This is a genomic window from Nocardia sp. PLKS1-43, from assembly GCF_059510335.1.
Map to the genome: position 1 here is coordinate 460,188 of NZ_JCAJZQ010000003.1, position 22,080 is coordinate 482,267.

General features: G+C 67.7%; 23 protein-coding genes. 15 read left to right on the forward strand and 8 right to left on the reverse strand.

The window, feature by feature from the left end; translation table 11 throughout:
• Positions 1 to 391: 391 nt before the first annotated feature.
• The 4 genes from AC5WS7_RS13910 (at position 392) to AC5WS7_RS13925 (ending at position 4,213) form a co-directional block, all read left to right on the forward strand.
• Positions 392 to 1,033 (forward strand): transglycosylase SLT domain-containing protein, encoded by a 642-nt coding sequence (locus tag AC5WS7_RS13910; RefSeq protein ID WP_495954877.1) that lies wholly within the window; start codon positions 392 to 394, stop codon positions 1,031 to 1,033.
• A 432-nt stretch (positions 1,034 to 1,465) separates the two neighbouring features.
• Positions 1,466 to 1,804, forward strand: coding sequence for a hypothetical protein (locus AC5WS7_RS13915; RefSeq protein ID WP_495954878.1), 339 nt, complete (start codon positions 1,466 to 1,468; stop codon positions 1,802 to 1,804).
• A 289-nt stretch (positions 1,805 to 2,093) separates the two neighbouring features.
• Positions 2,094 to 2,888, forward strand: a complete 795-nt coding sequence (locus AC5WS7_RS13920) for a CPBP family intramembrane glutamic endopeptidase (protein ID WP_495954879.1) — start codon at positions 2,094 to 2,096, stop codon at positions 2,886 to 2,888.
• A 32-nt stretch (positions 2,889 to 2,920) separates the two neighbouring features.
• The gene (locus AC5WS7_RS13925; protein ID WP_495954880.1) at positions 2,921 to 4,213 is read left to right on the forward strand and encodes an LCP family protein; all 1,293 of its coding nucleotides are present in this window, start codon (positions 2,921 to 2,923) and stop codon (positions 4,211 to 4,213) included.
• A gap of 73 nt (positions 4,214 to 4,286) precedes the next feature.
• Here AC5WS7_RS13925 and AC5WS7_RS13930 read toward each other — a convergent pair whose 3' ends face one another.
• The 4 genes from AC5WS7_RS13930 to AC5WS7_RS13945 form a co-directional block, all read right to left on the reverse strand.
• The gene (locus AC5WS7_RS13930) at positions 4,287 to 5,204 is read right to left on the reverse strand and encodes a DUF5926 family protein (RefSeq protein ID WP_495954881.1); all 918 of its coding nucleotides are present in this window, start codon (positions 5,202 to 5,204) and stop codon (positions 4,287 to 4,289) included.
• A 131-nt stretch (positions 5,205 to 5,335) separates the two neighbouring features.
• Positions 5,336 to 6,133 carry a glycerophosphodiester phosphodiesterase gene (locus tag AC5WS7_RS13935; protein ID WP_495954882.1) on the reverse strand — a complete coding sequence of 266 codons (798 nt, stop codon included), beginning with the start codon at positions 6,131 to 6,133 and terminating at the stop codon, positions 5,336 to 5,338.
• The gene (locus tag AC5WS7_RS13940; protein WP_495954883.1) at positions 6,130 to 7,251 is read right to left on the reverse strand and encodes a DUF4328 domain-containing protein; all 1,122 of its coding nucleotides are present in this window, start codon (positions 7,249 to 7,251) and stop codon (positions 6,130 to 6,132) included. The genes AC5WS7_RS13935 and AC5WS7_RS13940 overlap by 4 nt, the downstream gene beginning before the upstream one ends.
• Before the next feature lie 22 nt (positions 7,252 to 7,273).
• A complete protein-coding gene (locus AC5WS7_RS13945) occupies positions 7,274 to 7,630 on the reverse strand; it encodes a rhodanese-like domain-containing protein (RefSeq protein WP_495954884.1) in 357 nt (118 codons plus the stop codon).
• A 378-nt stretch (positions 7,631 to 8,008) separates the two neighbouring features.
• On the opposite strand from AC5WS7_RS13945, the gene AC5WS7_RS13950 reads away from it, so the two are divergent.
• From AC5WS7_RS13950 to AC5WS7_RS13965, 4 genes are all read left to right on the forward strand, one after another.
• Positions 8,009 to 8,620 carry a hypothetical protein gene (locus AC5WS7_RS13950; protein ID WP_495954885.1) on the forward strand — a complete coding sequence of 204 codons (612 nt, stop codon included), beginning with the start codon at positions 8,009 to 8,011 and terminating at the stop codon, positions 8,618 to 8,620.
• 155 nt (positions 8,621 to 8,775) lie between these two features.
• Positions 8,776 to 9,399: a superoxide dismutase gene (locus AC5WS7_RS13955; RefSeq protein ID WP_495954886.1), complete on the forward strand. Its 624-nt coding sequence runs from the start codon at positions 8,776 to 8,778 to the stop codon at positions 9,397 to 9,399.
• 211 nt (positions 9,400 to 9,610) lie between these two features.
• The gene (locus AC5WS7_RS13960) at positions 9,611 to 10,138 is read left to right on the forward strand and encodes a peptidase (RefSeq protein WP_495954887.1); all 528 of its coding nucleotides are present in this window, start codon (positions 9,611 to 9,613) and stop codon (positions 10,136 to 10,138) included.
• A gap of 359 nt (positions 10,139 to 10,497) precedes the next feature.
• Entirely contained in the window at positions 10,498 to 11,229 is a 732-nt protein-coding gene (locus AC5WS7_RS13965) for a TMEM165/GDT1 family protein (protein WP_495954888.1), read from the forward strand.
• 72 nt (positions 11,230 to 11,301) lie between these two features.
• Here the strand turns inward: AC5WS7_RS13965 and AC5WS7_RS13970 are convergent, their stop codons facing one another.
• Positions 11,302 to 11,982, reverse strand: a complete 681-nt coding sequence (locus tag AC5WS7_RS13970; protein ID WP_495954889.1) for a TetR/AcrR family transcriptional regulator — start codon at positions 11,980 to 11,982, stop codon at positions 11,302 to 11,304.
• Between the two features lie 202 nt (positions 11,983 to 12,184).
• Between AC5WS7_RS13970 and AC5WS7_RS13975 the strand changes: the two genes are divergently transcribed.
• Positions 12,185 to 12,952 carry an SDR family NAD(P)-dependent oxidoreductase gene (locus tag AC5WS7_RS13975; protein WP_495954890.1) on the forward strand — a complete coding sequence of 256 codons (768 nt, stop codon included), beginning with the start codon at positions 12,185 to 12,187 and terminating at the stop codon, positions 12,950 to 12,952.
• 101 nt (positions 12,953 to 13,053) lie between these two features.
• On the opposite strand, the gene AC5WS7_RS13980 is transcribed toward AC5WS7_RS13975, so the two are convergent.
• The 3 genes from AC5WS7_RS13980 to AC5WS7_RS13990 form a co-directional block, all read right to left on the reverse strand.
• Complete coding sequence (locus tag AC5WS7_RS13980; RefSeq protein WP_067884929.1) at positions 13,054 to 13,254, reverse strand: cold-shock protein; 201 nt, start codon at positions 13,252 to 13,254, stop codon at positions 13,054 to 13,056.
• 265 nt (positions 13,255 to 13,519) lie between these two features.
• Positions 13,520 to 15,478 carry a molecular chaperone HtpG gene (gene htpG, locus AC5WS7_RS13985; RefSeq protein ID WP_495954891.1) on the reverse strand — a complete coding sequence of 653 codons (1,959 nt, stop codon included), beginning with the start codon at positions 15,476 to 15,478 and terminating at the stop codon, positions 13,520 to 13,522.
• Complete coding sequence (locus AC5WS7_RS13990) at positions 15,475 to 17,151, reverse strand: TM0106 family RecB-like putative nuclease (protein WP_495955177.1); 1,677 nt, start codon at positions 17,149 to 17,151, stop codon at positions 15,475 to 15,477. Before AC5WS7_RS13990 ends, htpG begins: the two co-directional genes overlap by 4 nt.
• An 896-nt stretch (positions 17,152 to 18,047) precedes the next feature.
• Here AC5WS7_RS13990 and AC5WS7_RS13995 point away from each other — a divergent pair.
• The 6 genes from AC5WS7_RS13995 to rraA all read left to right on the forward strand — a co-directional run bounded on the left by AC5WS7_RS13995 (position 18,048) and on the right by rraA (position 22,079).
• On the forward strand, positions 18,048 to 18,689 hold the full coding sequence (locus AC5WS7_RS13995) for a DUF6474 family protein (protein WP_495954892.1): 642 nt from the start codon (positions 18,048 to 18,050) through the stop codon (positions 18,687 to 18,689).
• A gap of 86 nt (positions 18,690 to 18,775) precedes the next feature.
• Entirely contained in the window at positions 18,776 to 19,312 is a 537-nt protein-coding gene (locus AC5WS7_RS14000) for a hypothetical protein (RefSeq protein WP_495954893.1), read from the forward strand.
• A 49-nt stretch (positions 19,313 to 19,361) separates the two neighbouring features.
• A complete protein-coding gene (locus AC5WS7_RS14005; protein ID WP_495954894.1) occupies positions 19,362 to 20,015 on the forward strand; it encodes a YcnI family copper-binding membrane protein in 654 nt (217 codons plus the stop codon).
• Positions 20,012 to 20,554 carry a copper resistance CopC family protein gene (locus tag AC5WS7_RS14010; RefSeq protein WP_495954895.1) on the forward strand — a complete coding sequence of 181 codons (543 nt, stop codon included), beginning with the start codon at positions 20,012 to 20,014 and terminating at the stop codon, positions 20,552 to 20,554. The genes AC5WS7_RS14005 and AC5WS7_RS14010 overlap by 4 nt, the downstream gene beginning before the upstream one ends.
• Positions 20,551 to 21,492 carry a CopD family protein gene (locus tag AC5WS7_RS14015; protein WP_495954896.1) on the forward strand — a complete coding sequence of 314 codons (942 nt, stop codon included), beginning with the start codon at positions 20,551 to 20,553 and terminating at the stop codon, positions 21,490 to 21,492. The genes AC5WS7_RS14010 and AC5WS7_RS14015 overlap by 4 nt, the downstream gene beginning before the upstream one ends.
• Before the next feature lie 101 nt (positions 21,493 to 21,593).
• On the forward strand, positions 21,594 to 22,079 hold the full coding sequence (rraA, locus tag AC5WS7_RS14020; protein WP_495954897.1) for a ribonuclease E activity regulator RraA: 486 nt from the start codon (positions 21,594 to 21,596) through the stop codon (positions 22,077 to 22,079).
• Position 22,080 lies beyond the last annotated feature (1 nt).

Here is a 22,080-nt window from a genome sequence, read left to right on the forward strand (position 1 = left end):
TGTGTTTTGCATCACAGCAGGTTTAACTGCAAACTCCCCGCACACGCGCATGGCCGACGACCTCGACCTGCCACTTTCAAGATCGTCAAGGTCTACTGTTTACGTTTTGTTAGTTCTTTGTTCACGTGTTGTGATCAAGCTGAGATCTGCCGCCGACCGGCCGCATCGAAGGGCCGCACCGCGGCACCGCCAGAAATCAGAGCCGACGGTCATCACAACACAGCCCGACAACAGCAACGCCCCGATCCGGACGGGCCTCGGCACCAGGTTCTCGTCGTAGTTCAGCGCTGCCTCAGGCCGGGCCGACGCACCAGCAAAGAACCGGATTTCAATGCCCAAGCACCGTAAACCTTCCTCCCGACGTCCATTGCTCCGCAGTGGAGTCACCACAATGCCCAAGCACCGTAAACCGTCGTCTCGACGTCCGCTCCGCAGCGGAGTCACTGCCCTGGTGCTGGCCACGGCCGGTATCGCTGTCCCCGCCTCATCCGCCGTTGCCAACAGCAGTTCCGGCACGTCTTCCGATGTGGCCGCGGTTCCAGCGCCCCAGGCGATCGCCCCCGCCGTGGCGACTGCCGCGCTGCCGCCGCTCCCGTCATTACCAGCGCTGCCAGCGCCGCCGCCATTGTCCTTCCACCCCGCGCTGCCGCAACTGCCCATCCAGCCCCCGCCGCCGGAGCTGCCGCTACAGCCCGCGCTGCCCCCCGTCTACCCGGACAATCTCGACGGCTGGATCCGGCACGCGCTCGACGTCATGCACAGCAACAACATCCCGGGTAGCTACGACGGCATCCACCGCAATGTGATGCGTGAATCCAGCGGTAACCCCCGAGCCATCAACCTGTGGGACTCCAATGCCGCCGCCGGACACCCGTCCAAGGGACTGCTCCAGCTGATCGAACCAACCTTCGACGCCTACCACGTCGCCGGCACGCCCTCCGATATCTGGGACCCGGTCGCGAATATCACCGCAGCCTGCAACTACGCGGCCCACCGTTACGGCTCGATGGACAACGTCCACTCCGCGTACTGACCAGGCGACAGCAACATCCTTCGTCAGCCATCGGCGAATCTTGCGCACGGTGCTCGAGCGGGTAGGGCCCCCGATCTACCGCGGGCGTATTCTGACCAGCCATTTCGCTGAGGGATGCTGGCGGGTATCGAATACGGCATGTCCATTTCAGGTTCCCTGGAAGGGCAACCGAACCCACCGAAATCGGCTGCCGAGGGTGTGCTGGAAGCCGTTGTCTACCAATCGTTCCGGCCTGTCGACCTACGCTCACTCAGCGACATTGTCGGATGTCCCGCTGCGCAGAGATACCGGGTCCGGTATGTGATTGCCGCGCTGTGCCCGTTGGCGACGACTGGACTATGGGGACGGTTCCTGGACCACTCGGCCTCCGCCCGTGGAGAGTCGAATCGATTCCGATTCTGTCGTAATGTACTCATCCCGGAAAGGATCTCCATGACAGAGTCGTTGCCAACAACTGCCGTCGTACGCGTCGGGCGCGTCACCTTCGATCCGAGCCTGTACGACGCGGTCGTCGCCGCGGACAAGAGGACCTCGGAGTACCTGATCCCAGCCATCCTGCGACTGCCCGGCCTTCTTCACTGGTACGCGGGCGTTTCCCCCGAGGGCTCGCTCTCCCAGGTGAGCATATGGGACTCCGAAGAGCATGCGGCGCAGATGGACGAACTGAAGGAGATGAGGGTCGAAGCGCGCAACGACTTCAGGGCAGTAGGCGTGACGTTCACAGCAGAGACCGCGACCTACACCAATTATCCGATCACCTGGACCATCTGACCGAGTGCCTCGGGAAAACACCAGCCGCAACCGGTCGGTGTGTCGGCTGCGGACGTCCGCTCTTCGGCATTTCCGGATATTCTGCGCCGCTGTCGATCTCGCCGGCGCATCCGGTCGTCGTGGTCTTCCGACTTCGGGATCGCGGAGTCGGCCGGCAGTGTAACTGGCAGGGTATGGGCCGATATCGTCCCCTTGACGGTGACGGCGGGCAGGAGATGTTGTTGGTCTGAGGGGTGAGTGCGATCGTGGGCGACGGCCGGGCCGCACGCGCTTTGATTAGATTGGCGGAGTGAATTCGGCTGCTGATGCTGTTCCGGTGTGGCCGGTGCCCGCCTCCGGCGGGGAGCGGCGGGCGATCCGGATCGAAATTCTGGTCGTTCTGGTCGTCACGTTCGGACTGAGCGGCGCCAGTGCGGCGCTGTCGCTGTTGGAGAGTGCGCTGGCGCCGGGCGGGATCGGCGGGCAGTCGGTGGCGCTGAATCCGTCCCGGGCCACACAGTCGACCATCGATCTGCTGTTCCAGCTGTTGAGCGTGCTGCGGTTGGCGGGTTGGGGCGCGCTGGGGCTGTACCTGTTGTGGCGCAGCGGGTTCGGACCGCGTCTGATCGGCCTGGCACGAATCCGGCTGCGCCGCGACGTGGTTCCCGCGCTCGTACTCGCGGCCGTGATCGGGCTGCCGGGCCTGGGCCTGTATCTGCTCGCGCACGCACTCGGATTGAGCGTCACCATCGTGCCCAGTTCCCTGGGCGACCACTGGTGGCGGCTGCCCGCGCTGATCCTGGCGGCCATCGCCAATGCCGTGGCCGAGGAGCTGATCGTGGTGGCCTATCTGATCACCCGGCTGCGGCAACTGGATTGGTCGCCGAACCGATCCCTGCTCGCCTCGGCCCTGCTGCGCGGAAGCTATCACCTCTACCAGGGCCTCGGCGGCGGACTGGGAAATCTGGTGATGGGCTTGATCTTCGGCGCGTTCTGGCAGCGCACCAATCGGCTGTGGCCATTGATAGTGGCGCACGCCACAATCGATTCGGTCGCCTATATCGGCTACACCCTGCTGCACGGCCACGTCACCTGGCTCCCCTGAAACGCTCAGCTTCTCCCGTTACTATCGCGGAGATGAACGGCGAGCGACCCCCGTACGATCCGCGGGATCCACGGATGCGCCGGGTGCCGCCGAACGGCCCCGGTGGGCGACACCCGATGCCGGGCGGACGAGGCGAACCGCCGCGAATCGAACCCACCCAGGTCATGCGCCGAGACGGGCGACAACCACCGCTGGCCTGGTCGGAAGGTGGTCCGCAATCTCCGCCGCCGCCGCGCGGTCGCGGTCCGCGGCCCGGGCCGGATCGCGGTTGGGCCCCGACACAGCGGCCCGTGCCGTATCAGCAGGGCCCGCCGCCCGCGCCGCTCCCGCCCACGCGTCGTCGCAAACCTCAGCCGCGGCAACCCGTGGTTCGCCGCAAGCGGCGTTGGGGGCGTTGGTTTCTGGTGTTGTTGCTCGTGCTGATCATCACACCGATCGCGGCCGGCATCTATCTGGACAGTTCGCTGCACCGGATCGACGCGCTGGCCGCCTACTCCGGACGGGTGGGGCAGACCGCCGGAACAAATTGGCTGCTCACCGGTTCGGACAGTCGCGCAGGGATGACCCAGGCGCAGGAACAGCAGCTGTCCACCGGCGACGAGGCCGACGCGGGCGGTGAACGCAGCGACACCATCATGTTGGTGCACATTCCGCAGTCGGGCTCGACCACCATCGTCAGCCTCCCGCGCGATTCCTACGTACCCATTCCCGGCCACGGTCGGGACAAATTGAATGCCGCCTTCGCGGAGGGCGGCCCGAAACTGCTGACCCAGACCGTGGAGACCGCGACTGGTCTGCATATCGACCATTTCGCGAAGATCGGCTTCGGCGGCTTCGCGAATATGGTGGACGCGGTCGGCGGCATCGATATGTGTCTGCCGAACGCGATCGATGATCCGAAGGCCGGACTCAACCTGCCCGCGGGCTGCCAGCATCTGAACGGCCCGCAGGCCCTCGGATTCGTGCGCACCCGCGCTACTCCGCGCGCGGACCTGGACCGGATGAACAATCAGCGGATGTTCCTCGCGGCCCTGCTGAAGAAGGCGACCAGCGCGAGCACTCTGGCCAACCCGTTCAAACTGTGGCCGCTGGCGACCGGCATCACCGGCACGCTGCAGGTGGACAACGGCGATCACATCTGGAACCTGGGCGCCCTGGCCTGGGCGCTGCACGCGAACACCGTCGCCACCACCGTGCCCATCGGCGGTTTCGAAACCGTCGACGGCAGCGGCAACGTCCTGCTCTGGGACAAGACCCAGGCCAGCCAGTTCTTCGCCGACCTCGCCGCCGACAAGCCGATCCCGGACAACCTGCTCACCAAATGAGTTGGCTCGGTTGATATCCGGCCGCTGACGAGCCGAGTCCGTGTCGGCGGACCCGGCTCACCGAAGCGTCGGTTCAGCGCAAAGTGATCTGACGCGAACGCAATCCGTCACGCGAACGTCGCTCGTCCGGGCTCAGCGGGGCGTCGGAGGCGAGGGCCTCGCCGAGGCGGGTGCCGAATTCCGTTGCGGGCTGCACCCATTCGGTGGCGTGCCGTTCGCGGTCCAGGTCGAAGACCGGGACCAGCAGGCCGTGGGTGCGGAACGAACCGGCGAAGCGGGAACCCTCACCGAGGTGCAGGCCGCCGGCGGCGTGCAGGCGCGCGAGCGCCAGCATCAGCGCGTCCTCGTCCTCCGGACGGACCCAGCGCAGATGCGCCTTGTCGCCCGCGTCGACCCACCAGGCCGCACCGACGGCGTCGGCGTCCAACCGCAGGCGGTCCGAGGGCATGATCGCCTGGTTCGCCTGTTCGATGGTCGCGGCCACCTGCGGATCGGGCTGCACACCTTCGGGAACCCACCAGTTGAAGTCCTGGTGCACGGTCAGGTCCAGGGCTGTGGCCGGATCGATCACCTCGGTCAGCGACTGGGCCGTCACGTCGGCATCGCCCGCGCTGTTCAGCGATTCGCCGGGGTCGGTGGTCTGCGTCCAAGCGATGGCGGCGGCCAGATCGGCGGCCGGATTCTCGGACTGGAACTGCACCTGCGCGGCGACGAAGCCGATCGGTTCGGTGGCGGCGCGCACCAGCGCGGCCACCGCGCCGGGCAGGACCGTGGCCAGAGTCACCGGACGTTTCGCGGCGAATCCGGGTGCGGTCGGCAACGTCGCGGTCGCCGACGGCACGAACTCCCGTAGCGCCACCAGATCGCATTCGGCGGCCAAACCCGCGAACGGACGCGTCACGCCGCGGTTGGCTCGGTCGGCTCGCCGCTCGGCGAGACGCTGGGCCCGGTTGCTGTCGGGCTTGGGAGTATTCCGTTTGCTCTTACCCACGAACGCAGAACCTACAGCGCGGCACGGCCCGATCGCGATTCACCGTGCCGTCGAGCGCCGGGAAGGTTGCCCAGCGACCTCACACCACGACCACACCTGCGGCTGGCACACTGTGGGCTGCTATCGGGCTCTCACTGGCTCGGTTGCGAATCGGGAAGCGGCGGAAGGGCGTCCAGCAACGCCTTCGTGCGGCCGGGATGGTTGGTGGCGACCCAGTTGACGCCGAGTTCGGCGCACAACTTCACATCGTCCGGATCGTCGACCGTCCAGCAGTATGTCGCGCGTCCGGCGGCGGCGGCCTTGTCGACCAGATCGGGATGTTCACGCAGCGTTTTCACCGAGGGGCCGACCGCGGTCGCGCCGACCGTCGTGGCCGCGCTGCCGCCGAGATAGCGGGACGACTCGCCGAGCAGCACCGTCGGCAGCAGCGGCGCGGCGCGGCGAATCCGCCAGACCGCCGTCGCGGCGAAGGACATCACGACCGCCCGCGAATGCGCCGCCGAGGCGGGCGTCGCGATACCGAATCGCTGCAGTTCGGCCAGGACCTTGTTCTCCACCAGCGCGCCGTAGCGCACCGGATGTTTGGTCTCGATGAACAACTTGGTCGGCCGGCTGCGCCAGTCCAGCACCAGCGAGATCAGTTCGCTCAGGGTCAGTACCGCGGACGACTCGCCGTCGGTGCCGAAGTCCAAGGCGCGCAACTCCTCCAGGCTCATCTCGCTGACCAGTCCCGACCCCGAGGAGGTGCGATCCACCGTGCGGTCGTGCACGCAGACCAGATGGCCGTCGCGAGTCAGCCGCACATCGCATTCGACGCCGTCCGCGCCTTCCTGCAGGGCCAGCTCGTATGCGGCGAGAGTGTGTTCCGGACGGGCCGCCGAGGCGCCTCGATGCGCGACGACGAACGGCGCACGACTGTCCTGATTCACTTCGCCATGACCTCCTCCTGCTGCTCGGATTCCGCACCCGAGACGGCCTCCGCACGCCTATCCTGCACGACCTCCGGATCCGCGGCGCGCCGGGCCGTCGCACCGCTCGCATCGCCGGTGGCCGAGGCCGAATGCGCGTCGGCCGGTCCGGCCTCCGCGTTCGCCGGATGCACCGGTTCGATGACCGGAACGACCGGACCGCCGGTGGCCACCCAGCGCCGGGGCGACCGGCGGCGACCGCGCAGATCCAATCCCTCGTACGAACGCATCACCCAGAGCGACAGCACCGCGACGGCCGTCGCCGCCAGATCGGTGTAGACGGTGAAGATCACCCCGTTGGCCTGGGCCTGCAAGGTGTCGGCGCCGCGAAAGCTCAGTGCGATCACGGCCATCACGCCGTTGACCGCCCAGACCGCCCACCAGATCCGCACGGCTTGCAGAACGCGCGGATCGCCGTGACGACGGGCCAGTTCGGTCAGGAATACACCGGGCCACAGCAGGTTCACCACGGGAACCACACAACCCAGCAGCAGCGCCCACATCCCGCGCGGATCGCGGTGCCCGTCGGCGGCGTAGGCGCGCCGCCGGGCCTCGATCAGCCAGCCCGCCAGCGCGACGGCGGTCACCAGCGCGAACGCCAGGGCCAGCGCGGCGAAGACCCGCACCGACCAGTCGGACAGGTAGACCACGACCGGTTCGATCAACCGCGTCCGGTTCCGCATGAGCAGCAGATACCGCACGAATTCGGCGGCCGCGGACAGGGCGAACAGCACCACCGTCGTCGTCAGCAGCCGCACGGCCCGATCACTCAGCCGAGCCAACCGCGACCGGGAAGCCGCCACCTGGCGTGGCGGCGGATCGTGCAGTCCCCAGCGCGGAATCTCGGTGTAGCGCGGTGTCGGAACGGGTGCGAGATTCGTGGCCGACGGACGGGTGCCGCGCGGGCGGCGGCGTCCCGGGGGACGGGCGACCCAGCGGTAGTTGCGCCGCTGCGGCGGGGCGTCCACCGGAGCCGGGGACAGCAGCACACCGTGGCAGCGCGGGCACCAGTGCATGGGCCTGCCCTGCACCGCCCACCGCGCACCGCAGCGGGCACAGGGCTGTACGACCGTACTCACCGCCATGCCGCTCCCCCTCTCATCAGTAGATCTTCGCCTCGTGATCGCCCTCGGCGGTCAGCGGGCGACCGGCCTTCTGCCAGGCCACCATGCCGCCGGAGATATTGACCGCGTCGAATCCGATATGCGTCAGATACCGCACGACCTGCAGCGAGCGCCCGCCCTGACGGCAGATCACGTAGATCTCCCGGTCGTAGTCCAGCTCGTCGGCGCGGGCGGGAATATCGGCCATGGGAATGTGCACAGCGCCGGGTGCGTGCCCGAGCTGCCACTCGTCGTCCTCCCGGACGTCGAGCAGTATGGCCGGCGCGGTCCCGGCATCATCGAATTCGGCAGGTACGGCATCCACCGGCACCGATGGAATTTCGGGGCTCGTCACGTGTTCGATCCTGCCACGGGACCCGGACCGGTGGAGAGTGTGGATAACTCGCGCCGAGTTATCCACATATCCACAACCTCATCCACAGGTCGAGAGTGTCGCGGTGATAGCTCCGAGCCGAACCCCTGACCAGCAAGAAGCGCATGTGGGCGACCGATCCGATACTCCCCTCCTCATGCCGGAGCGGTCGCCCACCGCCTTCCACGGGATCCGCCGCGAACCGCGGACCCGACGGGCGGAACCGCGGCCGGGAGATCCCGACAACTACTTGGACGGAGCGCATCGGCGTTCGGTTCCCTCGGTTTCGAAAAATCCCGGCAACACCTGCCGCGAGCCGAAATCCCCGACATGTCCCCAGGTGTCGGTAGCCTGGTCCGCATGGACGCGACCCGCGGGTTACTCGACGGATTGGATACGGCCGGACTCAACACAGCACTTGCCGAAGGCACCTGTCTGGGCCTCGTGCCCGACGCCGAGGCCGCACGGGTTCGGCTCGAACTCGAAGTGCTGACCCTCCCCACCGATGGGCCACCGCCCACGGATCACCGGGTGTACCTGACACTCACCGGCGTCAGCCGGATCGCCGCCTCGCTGCGCATGCAGCGCTGGGACGATACCGAACCGCGGGTCTTCCCGCTCACCCTGGAAACCCTCGGCGAGGCGATCGCCGGATTCGGCGGCGGCGCCCTGCACGGCTGGGATTTCGTCGATGCCGACGACAGCGGCTGGGCGCTGTGGCGCGAGTTGCTGAGCTTCGACAGCACCATCAGCGCCGAGCCGGGCAGCCATCTGCTGGAGTTCTCCCAGCAGGAGGGTATCGATCCGCGCGAGCTGGACGTTCGGATCTGGTTCGAGGACGTCTCGATCGCCACCTCCGACGGCCGTGAGATTCCGCTCGCGGAGTTCATCGCCGGTGGTGCGCGCTGGTGGAAGGCGCACGACGCCTGCGATCCGCGCACCATGCTGCCGGACGTCGCGCCGCCGATGTAGCGCCGCAAGCGATTCCGATCATCGGGAATCTTTTCGTTCATCAGGAATTCCGGGGGCACGGCCGCCGGTTGCACACGAGCGGGTGTACGAATGATGGTTGGGTGCGCCCGGCAAGTCCGGGTGCAGACGGCCTGACATACGACGGAAGGGACATCGTGGCTGAGTACACGCTGCCAGATCTGGACTACGACTACGGCGCCCTGGAGCCGCACATCTCCGGGCAGATCAACGAACTCCACCATTCCAAGCACCACGCCACCTACGTCGCCGGCGCCAACACCGCACTCGAGAAGCTGGAAGCGGCGCGCGAGTCCGGTGACCACGGCGCGATCTTCCTGAACGAGAAGAACCTGGCCTTCCACCTGGGTGGCCACGTCAACCACACCATCTGGTGGAAGAACCTGTCCCCGAACGGCGGCGACAAGCCGGTCGGCGACCTGGCCGCGGCCATCGACGACCAGTTCGGCTCGTTCGACAAGTTCCGCGCGCAGTTCACCGCCGCGGCCAACGGTCTGCAGGGTTCGGGCTGGGCCGTGCTGGGCTACGACCAGCTGGGCCAGAAGCTGCTGACCTTCCAGCTGTACGACCAGCAGGCCAACGTGCCGCTGGGCATCATCCCGCTGTTGCAGGTCGACATGTGGGAGCACGCGTTCTACCTGCAGTACAAGAACGTCAAGGCCGACTACGTGAAGGCGTTCTGGAACGTGGTCAACTGGGCCGACGTGCAGGAGCGTTTCGCTCGCGCGACCGCTCAGGGCAAGGGTCTGGTCTTCGGCTGATCGGGCCGCCGGAACTCCGGCGCATAGCTCGAGAACGGGCCCGCGAACCATTCGGTTCGCGGGCCCGTTTCATGTTTCAGCGCTGTTACCTGCGCCTTAGCACTCTCTGGTACTTGTGTGCCAGACATTGTTCGGTCCATTCTCGGGTACCCACAACTTCAGGACGGCTCGCTATTGCGGCAGCCATCCCGGACAGACTCGGGAGGCCACGATGCACACGAACGATCCGGTTCGAGTTACGCCATTCCAGGCGCACGGATCACTGCGGGGATTTCTCATCGGAGGCCGCTGGCCGGATACCACGAAGGAATGGGCGCAACTGCTGGCGCTGGCCGTCCGGGTGGCAACGCTGCCGGGCATTCTGACCACCACCACCGTTTTCGGCGCTCGCGAGGACCTTCCCGACGATCCCGAACCCGGCACGGTAGGCCTGGTCCTGGCCGAGGGCCCGGTGCTGGGTGAACAGGCGCTCGAGCCCGGACGATTTGCCCAGCATGTGCCGCCCGCGCTGATGATGTTGCATCCGCCCTCGGAGACCAGCCCGTCCCTGCCCGAATGCAGTGGTGCGGCCTCGGGTTGCGTACTGCTGCCCGGAGTGCCGCATCTGGGACTGCAACATCGCGCGGCCTGGGTGGAGGCCGAGTCGGACGGCACGGTGACCTCGATGGTCAGCCGGGTGGGCGTCGACCCGATCAGCGACCCCGATACCGCGGTTCTGGCCATGTTGATCGCGGCATGACCGGCCGGGCGTGCACCTGTCAGGGCGCCCTGGACACTGCGTACGGGTAACCGAAGTATTCGGACAGGATCGCCAAACTTATTGCGCGCATTGCGATTTCGATGACAACAGGTTGGCAGCGGAGGCGAATTAGGATAGGCTTGGTCACAGCGAAGGGGAGTAGCCCCAAATCGCGTGGTCGACATACTGATCCATCCGGGTCCGGCCACGTGAACCGGCGTCGCGGCGGTGAATCGAATCCGCCCGCCCCGGTGGGCGAGACCTTCGGCCGATAACCAACCAACCGATATTTCGGGTGCGTTGTCGGCCGGAGACGCCCCGTCTGCGGCCGGCAGGCCGGAGATCTGGGAGCGCAGAAGATGATCGCCACGATATTGCTGAGTTTCGGCGTGTTGTTCCTCGCCGAATTGGGGGACAAATCGCAGCTCATGGCCTTGTCCTTCGCGCTGCGTCATCGGTGGTGGGTCGTGCTCGGCGGAATCACCGCGGCCAGTATCGCGGTCAACCTGATCGCCGTGGGCGTCGGACATTTCCTGGGCGCGGCACTGCCGACCAATGCCATCGCCGTGATCACCGCGGTCGTTCTGCTCGCCGTCGGTCTGTGGACTCTGCGCGAGACGATCCACACCGAGGCCGACGCGGACACCGAGATCGCCGAGAAGGATTCCGGCGCACGCTCGCCGTGGCGAGTGTTCTTCATGGTTCTGTCCGCATTCCTGCTGGCCGAGCTGGGCGACCGGACCATGTTCGCCATCATCGCCCTGGCCTCGAACCACAACTGGATCGCGGTGTGGATCGGCTCGGTCGTGGGCATGGTGGCCGCGGGCGGCGGTGCCATCGCACTGGGCATCCTGCTCGGCAAGCACGTTCCCGAACGCGCCATCGCGATCGGATCCGGCCTGCTGTTCCTCTATATCGCCGCGGCCACCCTGCTCTCGGCCTTCGCACCGGATCTGGGGCGCGTGACCGAATACGCGATCTCCCTGCTGGCTCCGGCGGTCGCGGGCGCGGCGCTGTGGCTTGTCCAACGCCGGGCGACGACTTCGGCGCGACAGCCGGCTCCCGAGAACGAGTCCGTCGACAGCCACTGAATCCGAAGTATCGCGAAACTGCCGGCAGCTCACGGGCCGGCGCCCGGAACACTGCCCAGCACCAACCACCGGCTACCCGGCACCCGACGAGATGCTGAGGTCGCGGAGCGGCGGCGGGGTGCCGAACAGATCTCCGCTGCGGCGCAGGAGTTCGAGCAGCGGCCCGCTCAATGCCCGCAGACCGTCCAGATCTCCGGCGGCGACTCGGGTGGTGACCAGCGCGCTGACGGCGGCGACAAGGGTCTGGCAGGCGAAATGTTGTTCGGCGGTGTGCGCGTCGAGGATGTCGGCGACCATGGCGGTGAACGATTCCTGGAGTTCGCCGCGTCGCGCGATGGCCTCGGGGCCGACGGCATAGACCTCGATGAGGAACAGGCGCGCGTCGGCGGGGTCGGCGGCCAGCCCGCTCAAATAGGCGCCGAGCATCGCCTCGATCCGCTGCTCGCGGGTCGCCGGTGTGTCCCGCAGCGTTGCGGCCGCCTCGACGATCCGTTCGAGCAGAACTCGGGCGGCTCGCTCGTAGGCGGCTTCGAAACAGTCCTCCTTGGAACGGAACTGCTCGTAGAACGTCTCCCGGGACACGCCGGCCCGCTTGATGATCATCGCGACGGACGTTCCCACATAACCGTTTTCGGTCATCGCCTGTGCCATCGCGCTCAGAATCCGGTCGCGCTGAGAGGCGATCACGGCCTCCCGCGGCAGGCCGTGACGGCCCCGCGGCAACTGTCGGCTGGTCCCTGCCGGGTCTGACATCGATGCGACTCCGTTGCTCACGAGCGGTTTCCTGTAATTTTGGCCTCTGCTGCGCTCCGGCGGGGCCGCGGCCCCCCAAGGTTGCCGGACAGCTCCGCGCCGACGAAGCGGAGGCCGAAAGTAGACCGGTGGGTAGGGCGGTTACTGTGCCTATTGACGAAAGGCCAGCGAAGGGCCGTCACCAACGAGAGGACCAAACACCGTGGAGATTTCGGGCTCTGCCGCAATCATCACCGGCGCTGCGTCCGGCCTGGGTGCCGCGACCGCCAAGCGGTTCGCCGACCAGGGCGCGACCGTATTCGGATTCGATCTGCAGCAGTCGATCGAACGGGCAGGCGATAACGTTCCCGCCGGTGTCATCCTGCTTCCCACCGACGTGACCAGCGGCGAGGACGTCACCGCCTCGGTCACGACGGTCGTCGAGTCCGGCGTCCCGCTGCGCATCGTGGTCAACTGCGCCGGGGTCGGCTGGGCCGGCCGGATCCTGTCCAAGAACGGCCCGCACGACTTGGAGCTGTTCCGCACAGTGATCACGGTGAACCTGCTCGGTACGTTCAACGTGATGCGCGTTGCCGCCGATGCGATCTCCAAGACCGAGGCGGTCGACGAGTACGGCCAGCGCGGCGTGGTGATCAACACCGCGTCGGTGGCGGCCTTCGAGGGCCAGATCGGCCAGATCGCCTACTCCGCGTCCAAGGGCGGCGTCGCCGGAATGACCGTCCCGGCCGCGCGTGACCTGGCGCAGTTCGGCATCCGGGTGAACACCATCGCTCCCGGCATCATCGACACCCCGATGCTGGCCGGTGTCACCGAGGAGTACCGCAAGGGCCTCGAGGCGGGTGTGCCCTTCCCCTCGCGGCTGGGCCGCCCGGACGAGTACGCGCAGCTGGCGCAGTACATCACCGAGCACGACTACCTCAACGGCGAGACCTTCCGCATGGACGGCGCGCTGCGCATGGCGCCCCGGTAATCATCGCGAAACGTCAGGCCCGCACCGAAATTCGGTGCGGGCCTGATGTCGTTCGACCGCGCGAGCAGTCGGTTCCCGGGCCGGACGTCCGGGATCGACGACTACTGAGCGCGGACGCCGGAAGCCTGCGGGCCCTTCTTGCCCTGGGTGATCTCGAAGGTGACGTTCTGTCCCTCCTCGAGCGCACGGTACCCGTTGCCCTCGATCTCCGAGTAGTGCACGAAAACGTCGGCGCCGCCGTCGTGGGAGATGAAGCCGTAGCCCTTCTCCGCGTTGAACCACTTCACGGTTCCCTGAACCATTATTTCTCCTGACGAGGTGTTGCTGGTCACCGCAAAATCACGATGACCGGGTGGTCGCATCCAGACGGGGAGCCTCGATGAAGTGTCGCCGCGAAGCGACGAGCAGGGCTCGGGAAGCTACGACTGAAAGCTACGACCACTGAGTACAACCCCCTGGTTCTGAGCCGAGTTCCGAGATCACATCATTGGTGATGTGGATCACATTTTCTGCTGATCGTTCGGGCATGGGTCCCGTCGGCAGGACGGGAACCCATGCCCGTGTGAACTACAGCGTGCGGGTCAGCCGATCGGTGAGGATCCCGGCGAAGCGCGCCGGATCCTTCAGTTCCCCGCCCTCGGCGAGAACCGCTGTGCCATAGAGCAGTTCGGCGGTCTCGGCGAGTTCGGCGGAGTTCCCGGCGTCGGCGGCCTCCTTGTCCTTCGAGTAGGCCTCGCGCAGTCCGGTCACCAGCGGATGGGCCGGGTTCAGTTCCAGGATCCGCTTGGATTCCGGAAGTGCCTGCCCCGACGCGCGATACATCCGCTCGAGCTGCGGGGTGAAATCGAAGACGTCCCCGACCAGGCAGGCGGGCGAGGTGGTCAGCCGAGAGCTGAGCCGGACCTGCTTGACGCTCTCGTCCAGGGTCTTCTGCAACCAGGTGCAGACCTCGCCGAAATCCTTGTCCTGCTGCTCACGCAGCTGCTCGGAGGCCTTCTTCTCCTCCTCGGACTCCAGATCGACCTCACCCTTGGCGATGGACTGGAACGCCTTGCCGTCGAATTCGGGAACCTGGCCGACCCACATCTCGTCGACCGGATCGGTGAGCACCAGCACCTCGAGGCCCTTGGCCTTGAACGCCTCCATATGCGGCGAGGATTCGATCTGCCGACGCGATTCGCCGGTCATGTAGTAGATCTTGTCCTGGCCCTCGGCCATGCGCGAGACGTAGTCCGCGAGCGTGGTGGGCTTGTCCTCCGAGTGCGTGGAGGCGAAAGACGAGACCTGCAGCAGGGTTTCGCGGTTGTCGAAGTCGGACAGCAAGCCCTCCTTGAGAACTCGCCCGAACTCCCGCCAGAACGTCTCGTACGAGGTCTTGTCCTCCGCCTGCTGCAAATCCTTCACCGTCGAGAGCACCTTGCGCACAAGACGTTTGCGGATCGCCTGGATCTGCCGGTCCTGCTGCAGGATCTCGCGAGAGACGTTGAGCGACAGGTCCTGCGCGTCGACCACGCCCTTGACGAAGCGCAGGTACTCCGGCATCAGCTCTTCGCAGTTGTCCATGATGAACACCCGGCGCACGTACAGCTGCACACCGCGCTGGTGCTCGCGCATGAACAGATCGAACGGCGCCTGCGACGGAATGAACAGCAGCGCTTGATATTCGAACGTGCCCTCGGCCTTGAACGGGATGATCTCGAGCGGATCGTCCCAGGCGTGCGAGACGTGCTTGTAGAACTCCTTGTACTCCTCGTCGGAGACCTCGCCGCGCGGGCGCGTCCACAGCGCCTTCTGCGAGTTGAGAGTCTGATCCTCGAGGATCGTCTTTTCCTGCTTCTCCTCGCCCTCGCCCTCGGTGACGGTGCGCTCGACCTGCATCCGGATCGGCCAGGCGATGAAATCGGAGTACTTCTTGACGATCTCGCGGAGCTTCCACTCCTGCGTGTAATCGAAGAGGTGGTCGTCCTCGTCGGCGGGCATCAGATGCAGCGATACCGCGGTGCCCTGCGGTGCGGAGTCGAGGGTCTCGATGGTGTAGGTCGATGAACCAGCCTGCGACTCCCAGCGGGTCGCCTCGGACTCGCCGGCCTTGCGGGTGGTCAGGGTGACCTTGTCGGCCACCATGAACGTCGAATAGAAACCGATGCCGAACTGACCGATCAGCTCCTCGGCCGCCTGGTCCGGCTTGGCCTCGAGCAGTTGTTTGCGCAGCTGGGCGGTGCCGGATTTGGCCAGCGTGCCGATCAGGTCCACCACCTCGGCGCGGGACATGCCGACGCCGTTGTCGCGGACGGTCAGGATCCGGTTCTCCTTGTCGACCTCCAGCTCGATGTGCAGATCGGCGGTGTCGACCTCGAGATCCTTGTCCTGGTAGGACAGCAGGCGCAGCTTGTCCAGGGCATCGGAGGCGTTGGAGATCAGTTCCCGCAGGAATGTGTCCTTGTTGGAGTAGACCGAGTGGATCATCAATTCCAGAAGCTGATGGGTCTCGGCCTGAAACTCGAGTTTCTCGACATGCTCAGTCACGTGCCGATAGTACGACGGGCTCGATCGGGCTCGCGAAAGTCCGCCATGCTCGGCACCTCGGCCTCGGCGCTACGGCCGCCGGGCACCGACGGAACCATCCATTCGCGGAGCGCCTGCGTCGCCCGCACGTCGTCCTCGTTGTATTCCAGCAGCCTGGTGCGCTGGGTGAGATCGATCGCGCCGTCGTCGTAACCGACCGCGAGCCGGTACCAGCTCATCGACGCCTCACCGCTGGCCTCGACGTCGCGCCAGGCGAACCCGGCGACCGGTGCGACCTTCTTCAGACCCTTGCCGTTCGGGCAGATGAACTGTTCGGAGACCACTTGGAACATGTCCACCCACTCCGGGCCGTCCACGAATTCGCGCACCTGTTGTTCGGTGGGCACGCCCGGCACACCCGCGAATCGGCGCGCCGACTCGTACATCCATTTGTCCTCGGCATTGCGCGAATAGCAATAGGCGGCAAAGGTTTTCCCGGCCGCGGCGGCCTCGGCGCGCCTGGCCATGAGCCAGGTCCAGAACTCGGCGAACGAGCGGGCCTCATCGGCCGTCGGAACCGGATCCCAGGTGACGAACGGCCGGTACACCCCGTCCAGCAGGGTGCCCCACAGGTAGGCGCCGTATTCCTGATAGCTCTCCAGGTCCACGTCCACCTCGACGTCCGCGCGCCGGACCCGCAGCCGCTCGACCCGCCGGACCAGCGGGGCGCCGGAGATCCAGGCGCGGGCGGTGACCACGGCCTCGGCGAACGGCTCGTACTGCCAGTCCTCGGGCTCCTCGCCCGTCCATCCGGCCAGATCCTCGACGGTCTCCACATCGTGACGGCGCAGCAGTTCCGCGCGGGAACCCGGCGCGACCAGGCTGACGTCGTGATGTTCGATCAGCCAGCGCTCGCAGCTGAGATCATCGGGCGTGCCCGAGCGCGACCACCACGGGCACTGACGGCATTCGGGCACCTTGGACGGCACCGTGGGCAGTTCGCCGCGGACCACCGCGATGCGGTCGGCGTAGCGGCGGTCGTAATCGTCGAGCAATCCGGCCAGATCGTGGATCAGAATGCGATCGAAGGCCAGACCGATCGCCCCACCGACCAGGGCCGGACTGGCCAGGCCGTGCCGCTGCAACATGCGATACAGATGCGCGAGGCGCTGCTGGTCGCGCGGCTGCGGACGGGTGCGGACATGCCGGTCCGGTTGCGGATTCCATTGGTACAGATCGGAAGTCAGCGGATGGTGGTCGGCCGGATCGGGTTGACGAGCGTCGGTCACCTTGTGGTTGACCACGATCACCGGGATGTACCCGCCGCGCGTCTCGTCCCGCAGCAGGATCTCCGAACCCCCGCGCCGCCCGGTGTCGAACTCCTGCGGCAGCACCGCACCCCAGATCCGGTGCGCCCCTTCGGCACACGCCCGAATCGTCGCCTCGGCGCGCACCGACGCGGGCTGCGCCGGATCGATCACCACCCACCGCTCGGGCGCGGCCGCGACCAGCGTGTCGCGCACGTGCTCCCGATGAGCCATGGCGGCATCCCGTCGCTGCCGCACCCCCACGTCCTCGGCGACCCCCGCCAGCACCTCGGGATGGGTTGCGGTCAGATGCAATCGATGCCGGCACCCGATCAGCGACCGCGCGTCCAGAAAGGCCCCCCGCCCACTCCGCTCCCGTTCCACCACATCGGAATCGGACCCGTCACCCCGCACCGAAGCCGTCGGCCGCCGCGCCGGATCACCGCTGTCCTCGAGACCTTCACGGTCACCACTGCCCGATTCCACGCTTAGCAGTATGGTCCCCACCACCGACAGGCTGTAATTTTGGCCTCCGCTTCGCTCCGGCGGGGCCGCGGCCTCGGAGGTGATGTTTCCGAGGGAGGAGGAGCCTGGGCGGGCCCGGTCGGCATTCCACAACGTAGACGAGTCGAGGGCGCGCCGCGCGTCAGCGCATCGAGCGGTCCAGTATCCAATGGGCTACGGCCTCGGAGGTGATGTTTCCGAGGCCGGGACGAGCCTGGGCGGTCCCTGCTCGGCGCTGCATAACGGTGGTTGGCCGTGCGTCGTTGCCGATCGATAAGAATCGTTTCGTCCGTGGCCATCGCAAGTGGCGGGCCGCGATGAACGGGCGGGTCCGCGCCGGGCCGGCGGTGCAGAGCGGGGTCGTTGCGGTAGGGGTGGGTGAGCCGGGCGGTGCGGGTGCGGATCGGTCCGGGATCGGTCCGGACCGTGGCCTTCGGAGATCGTGTTGTCCAGGGTGGACGTGGCCGGAAGTGCCGGGTCGGCGCGGCGAAACGCGGGCGGGTCCGGCGAGGCGGGAGTTGGTCGCGGGCTGTAGTGCTACGACGACCCGAGTCGGGTATACATTTCACCGAGTACGTACCACGCAAAACTGGCCGGTAGGCCACCGCGAACCAACGGCGACACGGCACTGCGCAAGCACAACGGGTTTGCGGCCGGCTCATCGTTTCGGGGGCGCCGCGCATGCGACGAAGCAGCACGCGGCGGCCCGGTAACGACGGGCCTCGGGGGCCGCGAACTTTGCCGTAGCGAAGCGGAGGCCGAGAATTCAGGAGGCTGCAATGGGGTTGTTCACCAAGCGCAAGCGGCGCGCGGACCGCAAAGCCGAGGCGAAGGCCCTCAAGCACAAGGCCGGGCTGGAGGCCAGACTCTCCGCGCGCAACGAGCGCAAGCGTCATCGCGAGGAGGCGCGCACCCAGCGAGCGGTGGCCAAACAGCAGATCTCGACGCTCAAGGCCGAGGAGAAGGCCGCACTGAAGACAGCAGAGAAGGCCGAACGCGACCTGTTCAGCGCCGGACAGGTCAAGAAGTATCTGGGCGTGGCCCGGGTTCTCATCCCGGTGCTCGCGCCGCTGGCCTACCGGGCCGCGACCTTCCTGCGCGGGCAGATCGACGCCCGCCGCGCGCAGCGCCTGGGCATCGGACTGGACGAACTCGGCGACTTCTCCGGGCACGGCGCGCGCCTGCAAGCGCGAATCAGCGGTGCGGAGTCGGCGCTGTCGAAGATCGCCGACTCCTCCGCCAAGGACGCCGAGACCCAGCAGTTCGTCACCGCCTCGCGGGACCGGCTGAACAGCCTGACCGCCGCGGTCCGCACCGCCGAGCAGATGCCCGCCCCGCGCCGCCGCGCGGTGCACACCTCGATCTCCAACGAGCTGTCCGGCGTCGAATCCGATGTGCTCGCCCGCCTGGGCGTGCGCTGACCCGTCCACCGATCGACCCACCGGCGATGCGCCGCACGCCAGCACCGGGGTCCGGAGGCCGAACGGCCGCCGGACCCTTTCGTGGTGTGCTCGTCGGCGCTACCGTCGCCGCCCTCGCGGTGGCCGCGCACGGTTCGGCCGGAGGCGGCTGGCCCGGCTCCGCGCCGCTGACCCTGTTGCTGTGTGCCGCCGCGGGAATCGGCGCGATCGCGACCCTGCTTCCGGTTCCGGCCGGAACCCCTTCTCGCACAGCCCTTTTGGCAGCCGTGGCCACCGGACAGCTGGTCGCGCATCTGGCACTGTCCGTTTCGGCCGGACCGGACCCGATGGCCGCTGGCCGCGAATCCTGCGGTGCGGCAGGCACATTCCTGGCCACCGCGAGTCCGTTCGGCGGTCCGATGGCCGCCGCCCACGCGCTCGCCACGCTGGTCTGCGCGATTCTCATCATCGCCGCCGAACGGCTGTACACGGTCGTCTCCCGGGCGATCCGGACGCTCTCCGGACCCGCGCGACCGCTATCACCCGCACCTCGCGCGGCGCGCTGGGCCGACCGGACCTCGAACATTCACCGCCTTCTGCATGCCGGACCCCCGGGCTCGCGCGCCCCTCCGATGCCGGCCTGATCACGCCCGATCACCGCCCATCACCTTTCCACGCAGAAAGCACACACTCATGCCCATCGGAATTTCGCGCGCCCTGCTCACGACGGCCGCCGCGGCCGCGCTGGCCCTGCCGGCCACCGGCACCGCCGCCGCCCACGTCCACGTCACCTCCCCGGGCGCGACGCAGGGCGGCGACGCCGTCCTGACCTTCCGCGTCCCCGACGAATCCGAGACCGCGTCCACGACCAGCCTCGCGGTCACCCTGCCCGCCGTGGACGAGGCCCGCACCCAGCCGCTGCCGGGATGGACCGCCAAACTGGACAAGAACGACAAGAATCAGTACACGACCGTCACCTGGACCGCCGACCCCGGCACCCCGGGCATCGCGCCGAATCAGTTCCAGCAGTTCACGGTTCTTCTCGCCCCGCTGCCCAAACAGGATCACGCCGAGTTCCCGGCCGTGCAGACCTACAGTGACGGCAAGGTCGTCAGCTGGAATCAGCCGACCGGACCGGACGGCAAGGAGCCGGACAACCCGGTCCCGACGCTGAGCCTGGCCGCGGCCGGATCCGGCGACGAACACCCGATGAGCGCCACGAGCGAGGCGGCCACCACGTCCGAATCCGATTCCACCGCCCGCTGGCTCGGCGGCATCGGACTGGTTCTCGGCGCACTCGGTGCGGCCCTGGGTCTGGGCGCGCTGGTCCGGGGCCGACGCTCATGATCCGCCGAACGCTCGGCGCGGTCGCGGTCGCGCTGCTGGCCGCCGGACTGGCCGTTCTCGGCGCTGGTCCGGCCGCGGCGCATTCGGTCCTCGTCTCGGTCGATCCGGCGGACGGCGCGCAGCTGTCCACCGGACCGGCCCGGGTAACGTTCACGTTCAACGAGAATCTGCAGCCCAGTTTCCCGTCGGTGACCGTGGTCGGGCCGGACCACAATCTGTGGTCCGAGGGGCAGCCCGTGGTGGACGGTCCGCGGGTCAGCATCGCGGTCCGCGAACTCGGTCCGGCGGGCAAGTACACGATGGCCTACCGGGTGACCTCGGCGGACGGCCATCCGGTCAGCGGAACCCGCAGCTTCACCCTCACCACGGCCGGACACGGGACGCCCGGACCGAAGGCCGGCCCCGCGAGCGGTTCCGGTGGCGGGTCCGGCGGGGTTCCGGTCTGGGTGTTCATCGTCGGGGCGGTCGTGCTGTTCGGCGGCGGACTGGCCTTCGCCCTGCTCGGCGGTAAGAACGGGAAGAAGACGAGTAAGCGGTGAGCGGGAGGACGACCGGCGGCGGCTCATCCGCCCTGCGGTCGACGTTGTTGCTGGTCGTCCCGGCCGCGGTCCTGGGCACTGTGCTGGCCTGGGCGCTGGCCGCGCCGGACCCGCTGCAGTCCGAGGCGCCGGTCCGCGCCCTGGCGGACTGCGCCGGGGCCACCGTGGTCGGCCTGGCCGCGCTGCCCCGGCTGCATCACAGGATCGATCCGCCGTGGCGGCAACTGGCCGTGGTCGGCGGAATCTGGACCGTCCTGGAATTCGCGGTGCTGGCCTGCGCGGCGGCGCAGGTGGTCGGGGTGCCGGTGAGCCGGTTGGGCACCGGGGCGTTCGGCACGTATCTGGCCCACGTCAGCAGCGGCCAGGTCGGCATCGCGATCCTGGTCGGGACCGCCGTGGTGACCGGATACTGCGCGCTGGCCCACCGGCAGCCGGACCGGGCCGCGGTCGATCTGGTGCTGATGTTCGCGGCCGTGGCCCTGGAGTTGCGGCCGATCACCGGGCACATGTCCCAGCAACCGCTGGGTGCGGTCTTCGCGGCCGTCCACGTGCTGGGCGCCGCGGCCTGGTTCGGACTGCTGCTGGCCCTGGCTCTGGTGGTTCGTTCGCGCGGGGAATGGGCCCGGGTGCTGCCGCGATATTCGGCCTGGGCGCTGCCCGCGGTCGCCGCGGTCGGCATCAGCGGCATCATCGACGGACTGGTCAAGGTCGGCGGACTCACGCCCCTGGTGGACACCGGTTACGGCCGGATCCTGCTGACGAAGGCCGTTCTCCTGAGCGGACTGCTGGCCCTGGGCTGGTGGTCGCGCCGCAGCTGGGTACCCGCGGCGGCGGACCATCGCCTGTCCGCGGACGATTCGCTGCGCCGCGCGGTCATCGAGGTGGTGGCGATCGCGGTGGTGTTCGGACTGGCCGCAACCCTGTCCGTCACGGCCTGACCAGCTGTCCGCCCCGGGACGGTCCGGGAATCGACAGCCCGGACCAAGCTCGCAGAAAGGTCTCAGGGAACGCCGACGGGCACCATGGCAAGCTTGCAGCCGTGACCGAATCAGCCAATACCGTCGCCACCGCAGACCTCGCCGATGAGATCGGTCCGGAGATCCGCAGTTGTGACACACAGTTCACGCAGTTCGGCGGGCGCGAGGCATTCGCGGGCCGCATCGTCACGATCCGCTGTTTCCAGGACAACCTCCTGGTCAAACAGACCTTGGGGGAACCCGGGGAGGGCCGGGTGCTGGTGGTGGACGGCGGCGCCGGCGTGCACACCGCGCTGGTGGGCGACATCATCGCCGGACGCGCGGTGAGCAACGGCTGGGCCGGCGTCGTGGTCAACGGCGCGGTCCGCGATTCGGCGATCCTGCGCACCCTCGACATCGGCCTCAAGGCCCTTGGCACCAACCCGCGAAAGAGCACCCAGACCGGTTCCGGCGAACGCGATGTGCCGGTCGAATTCGGCGGCGTCACCTTCGTCCCCGGCGAGATGCTCTACAGCGATCACGATGGAATCGTCGTGCGCGCCGAATGAG